At 70.1% G+C, this 4,349-nt stretch carries 6 protein-coding genes, 1 tRNA gene and 1 pseudogene; 7 read left to right on the forward strand and 1 reads right to left on the reverse strand.

All coding sequences use genetic code 11. The features are described 5' to 3' along the window. From BN11_RS15355 to BN11_RS15380, 7 genes are all read left to right on the forward strand, one after another. Positions 1 to 401, forward strand: a 401-nt coding sequence (locus tag BN11_RS15355) for an FtsB family cell division protein (RefSeq protein WP_048699138.1), incomplete at its 5' end; no start/stop codon positions are given. 11 nt (positions 402 to 412) lie between these two features. Further along, positions 413 to 943 carry a DUF501 domain-containing protein gene (locus tag BN11_RS15360; RefSeq protein ID WP_048699141.1) on the forward strand — a complete coding sequence of 177 codons (531 nt, stop codon included), beginning with the start codon at positions 413 to 415 and terminating at the stop codon, positions 941 to 943. A 16-nt stretch (positions 944 to 959) separates the two neighbouring features. Beyond that, entirely contained in the window at positions 960 to 1,919 is a 960-nt protein-coding gene (locus tag BN11_RS15365) for a Ppx/GppA phosphatase family protein (protein WP_048701644.1), read from the forward strand. Between the two features lie 151 nt (positions 1,920 to 2,070). Next, entirely contained in the window at positions 2,071 to 2,454 is a 384-nt protein-coding gene (locus BN11_RS21970; RefSeq protein ID WP_083433795.1) for a sigma factor, read from the forward strand. Between the two features lie 148 nt (positions 2,455 to 2,602). Beyond that, a tRNA-Leu gene (locus BN11_RS15370) sits at positions 2,603 to 2,677 on the forward strand. Between the two features lie 147 nt (positions 2,678 to 2,824). Next, a complete protein-coding gene (locus tag BN11_RS15375; RefSeq protein ID WP_048699144.1) occupies positions 2,825 to 3,673 on the forward strand; it encodes a Bax inhibitor-1/YccA family protein in 849 nt (282 codons plus the stop codon). 6 nt (positions 3,674 to 3,679) lie between these two features. Beyond that, the gene (locus BN11_RS15380) at positions 3,680 to 3,997 is read left to right on the forward strand and encodes a hypothetical protein (RefSeq protein ID WP_053084137.1); all 318 of its coding nucleotides are present in this window, start codon (positions 3,680 to 3,682) and stop codon (positions 3,995 to 3,997) included. A gap of 58 nt (positions 3,998 to 4,055) precedes the next feature. On the opposite strand, the pseudogene BN11_RS24775 reads toward BN11_RS15380, so the two are convergent. After that, a pseudogene (locus BN11_RS24775) lies at positions 4,056 to 4,349 on the reverse strand (SGNH/GDSL hydrolase family protein); the annotation flags it as partial.

The raw sequence follows: 4,349 nt of genomic DNA on the forward strand, positions 1-4,349 counted from the left end.
CGGTCCAGCGCCGTTCCGCCATCTCGGCCGGCCGCTGGATCGGGGCGCTGACGGTCTTCATCATGCTCGCCTTCCTGCTCGGTCCGACGCTGAAGACCTATGTCGACCAGCGCCGTGAGATCTCCTCCTTGCAGGAGAAGGTCGCCGAGCAGCGGGCCGATGTCGCGGCCATGGAGAAGGAGAAGGCCCTCTGGGGCGACAAGACCTATGTCGAGCAGCAGGCCCGCCAGCGACTGAAGTTCGTCAAGGTCGGTGAAAAGCCGTACACCATCGTCGATCTCGACGAAGCGACCCCGGCCAAGGCCGACCCGGTGGCCGAGGCCGCCTCCCGCTCACCGTGGTACGGCCAGGTCTGGGAGTCGGTCAAGGTCGCCGACGACCCGCTGATCCCCGCCCGCTGAACCGCGTGTGCATGAACCCGTCACCTGATTTCGGCGACCCCGCCGCCGGTGACGCGTCGATGGTCGCCGCCCAGCTGGGGCGCGAGCCGCGCGGCGTCCGGGCCGTGGCCCACCGCTGTCCCTGCGGCGAGGTGGACGTCGTGCAGACCAACCCGCGGCTGCCCGACGGCACGCCCTTCCCCACCACCTTCTACGCCACGTGCCCGCGGCTGACGGCGGCCATCTCCACCCTCGAGTCCGAGGGCGTGATGAAGCAGATGCAGGACCGGCTGGCGGACGACGAAAGTCTCGCTGCCGCATACCGATCGGCGCACGCGGACTACCTCGCCCGGCGCGCCGAGCTCGGGTCGGTTCCCGAGATCGACGGGATCAGCGCCGGTGGTATGCCGTCGCGCGTGAAGTGCTTGCACGTGCTGGTCGCGCACTCTCTCGCGGTCGGGCCGGGGGTCAATCCGTTCGGTGACGAGGCCCTGGAGCTGTTGCCCAAGTGGTGGGAGCGCTCGCCGTGCGCCGACGTGTTGCGCCCAGGTTCCGAGGCGTGAGGGTGCGGTCGTGAGCATGCGCGTCGGCGCGATCGACTGCGGCACCAACTCCATCCGGCTGTTGATCGCCGACGTCGATCCTGCATCGGGTGCGCTGCGCGATGTCGTCCGTCGGATGGAAGTGGTGCGCCTCGGTCTTGGCGTCGATCGCACCGGCCGTATCGATCCGGAGCGGATGGCCGCCGCTGTGGCGATGGCCCGGCAGTATGCCGCGCAGTGCCGCGAACACGCCGTCGCGGCCGTTCGTTTCGTCGCGACGTCCGCGTCCCGAGATGCCGAGAACGCTGCGGATTTCATTTCGGGAGTGGAGGATGCCTTCGCCTCCGCCGGGTTCGGTGTCTCGCCGGAGGTGATCAGCGGTGCCGAGGAGGCCGACCTGAGCTTCCGCGGGGCGACGGGGGATTTGCGGGCCGCCGCCATCCCCGGCCCCTATCTCGTCGTCGACATCGGTGGCGGTTCGACGGAGTTCGTCCGGGGCGAGGCCCACGTCGAGGCCGCGTTGTCGACCGACGTCGGGTGCGTGCGGCTCACGGAGCGGCATCTCCATTCCGACCCGCCGACCGCCGCCGAGATCGCGGCAGCGCGGGCCGATGTCGAGGCGGCCATCGACTCCGCCCTGGCAGTCGTCCCCTTCGCGGGCGTGCAGGCCCTGGTCGGCCTGGCGGGCACGGTCACGACGGTGACGGCGCACGCGCTCGGCCTGCCCGAATACCGTGCCGACCGCATACACCTGACTGCATTGCCCGGCAACGAGATTCGTGCCGCGGGTGGTGACTTGCTCACGATGACGCGAGCCGACCGCGCGGCCCTGCCCTTCATGCACCCGGGCCGCGTCGACGTCATCGGCGGTGGCGCCCTGGTGTGGTCGGCCATCGTCGAGCGGATCCAAGCGGTCGCGGGCGATGTGCCGGTCGTCACCTCCGAGCACGACATCCTCGACGGCATCGCCTTGTCCGCCGCCGGCGGCAGCCATTGACCCCCCTCGCCTCGGCGACAACCCCGGACCTCCGACGACAACAAGTCCGGCGCAGCGGTGTCCGCACGCGGCAGAGGGTGGGGATGGTGGGCTTCCTATCGTCGGCGGTACGCATCCACCCACGGGGAGGGTGCCCGTCGTTTAGTGCGGTGTGAGCGTCGACGCCGGATTCGAGCAGTTCGTGCGGGGCAGCAGCCCCGCGCTTCTGCACGCGGCATACCTGCTCACCACCGACCGCGGCCACGCGCAGGATCTCGTCCAGGACACCTACGCCCGCGCGGCCCAGCACTGGCCCCGGCTGCAACGGCACGGAGGTGACCCCACGGCATACGCGCGGGTCGTGCTCTATCGCCTCGCCATCGATCGCTGGCGGGCACGCGGGCGAAGATGTCCTCTGCGACGGCGATCAGCTGGGCCTTGCATTCGGCGCGCGGCAAGCGCGGCCCCCCGCGGTATCCCCGGGAGTGGCCCGCGCCGACCACGGGTCGGAAGCTGCGTGCTGCTCTTGTTCATCCACACTCCCGAGCGGCCCTGATAACAATGTTTTCTCACTGCCGATGGGATCCACCCGTGCGATCCCAGACACCGGCCCATCCAGCCCGTGGTCATTGTCGGGCGGACGCGGGCCCGGAGAGGGGCGTTGACGGGCAGTGGCCCGCTCCGGGCGTCGTAGAGTTGCCGCTGTCCCCGTGGCCCAACTGGCAGAGGCAGACGACTTAAAATCGTCAACGGTGCGGGTTCGATTCCCGTCGGGGGCACCCAGCGCTCTCCCGATTCCGCATCCCGATCGTTATCGCGAACCGGGCGCCCGACGGGTGGGAACAAAAGAATCATCTGCCACGCTTGACTCAGATGAGCGCGGCCGGCAAGGTGACCGCGCCCGAGCTGTCCGGAGGACACGAGTTATGGCGAGCAACCCGGTTTTCGACCGGATCGAGCGCGAGGGCCGGAAGGGTTACGCCGGCTTCGGCAACCAGCCCACCACGCAGGCATACGGCCAGCCCTATGGCCAGCAGAGCTACCCGACACCCGGGCAGCTGCAGGACATGTACAACCGGCCTTCCGCCGGCCCGAACCAGACCGGCCGCGTCACGATGGACGACGTCGTCATGAAGACGCTTACTCTCTTCGGGATCGTCCTCGCGACGGGCGCCTTCGGCTGGATCGTCTCCGACCAGAACCGGGCCCTGGGCCAGATGTTCTGGATGGGCGGCATGATCGGCACCCTGATCCTCGGCCTGGTCATCGCCTTCAAGAAGACCATCAGCGTCCCGCTGATCATCGGGTATGCCGCCCTCGAAGGCCTCTTCGTCGGCGCCGTGTCCAACTTCTTCAACGACTTCTACGGTGAGGGCCTGGTCTCCACCGCCGTCGTCGCGACCCTGGCGACCTTCGCCGGCATGTTCCTGGCCTACAAGTCGGGCCTGATCAAGGTCACGAACAAGTTCCGCCGCATCGTGACGCTGATGATCTTCGGCTACGCGATCTTCGCGGTCGTCAACTTCATCTTCGCGATGGTCTCCGACACCCCCTTCGGGTTCGGCGGCACCGGCGGGCTGGGCATCGCCCTCTCGCTGTTCGCGGTGGGCCTGGCCTCCCTGTCGCTGGCACTCGACTTCGACTCGATCGACCAGGCGGTCCGCACCGGCGCCCCGCAGCAGTACTCCTGGCTGCTCGCGCACGGCCTGATCGTCACCCTGGTCTGGCTCTACATCGAGTTCCTGCGCCTGCTCGCCCGCCTGCGCAGCGAGTAAGCGACGATGCCGGCCCCGCTTCCCGAGGCGGTCGCCGACGAATTGACACGCCTGGTCCGGCGGTGGCAAGCGCTGCCGCTGGACCAGGCGTTGTCGTTCTCGGCGCCGGTCCGCGCGCTCGCGCAGCAGTATGCCGCCGCCCGCCACCCCGGCATACCCCTGCCCGATCTGGGGCCGGCCGTCCTGCCGGACCAACTCACGGTGGTGCTGTATGACGCGCTGGCCGCCGGGGATGTGACCCCCGCGGCCGCGCACGCCGACCTCGTCGGCCTACGCCGCACCTTGTCAGCGAGACCAAACGCCGGGTCCCGGCCCGTCGAGTGAGCCCTGTCGAGTGAGCGCGACACGCCCACCATCCCGCGGGACGGTGTGCGTGTCGCGCTCACTCGACGGGGTTCGGGGCGTCCTCGCCATCTGCCTCTCGGCTCTCGGCAGCCTCGGGAGCCGGCGCGGGCGGGGGCACCTCGCTGGTGCGGCGGCGTAGCAGCACGGCCCAGCGGCCGCGGGGGCCGCGATCGACTCCGGCGAGATCGGTGCCGCTGACCTCGGTGCCCGGATCGAGCACGGCGTGTCCGGCCGCGACGGCCACGGGCTCCACGGTCTCGCCCCGGTCGGGCTCGGGCCGCCGGTCCTGAGTGTCGCCGGCGGGGGGGGGGGGCGCGCACGGCGCGGGGGG

It is taken from the genome of Nostocoides australiense Ben110, assembly GCF_001050535.1.
Lineage (GTDB): Bacteria > Actinomycetota > Actinomycetes > Actinomycetales > Dermatophilaceae > Nostocoides_A > Nostocoides_A australiense.

Bases quoted from the DNA above. Each gene is read 5' to 3' on its own strand.
- BN11_RS15360 (WP_048699141.1), top strand. From the start codon at position 413: ATGAACCCGTCACCTGATTTCGGCGACCCCGCCGCCGGTGACGCGTCG.
- BN11_RS15365 (WP_048701644.1), top strand. From the start codon at position 960: ATGCGCGTCGGCGCGATCGACTGCGGCACCAACTCCATCCGGCTGTTG.
- BN11_RS15375 (WP_048699144.1), top strand. From the start codon at position 2,825: ATGGCGAGCAACCCGGTTTTCGACCGGATCGAGCGCGAGGGCCGGAAG.
- BN11_RS15380 (WP_053084137.1), top strand. From the start codon at position 3,680: ATGCCGGCCCCGCTTCCCGAGGCGGTCGCCGACGAATTGACACGCCTG.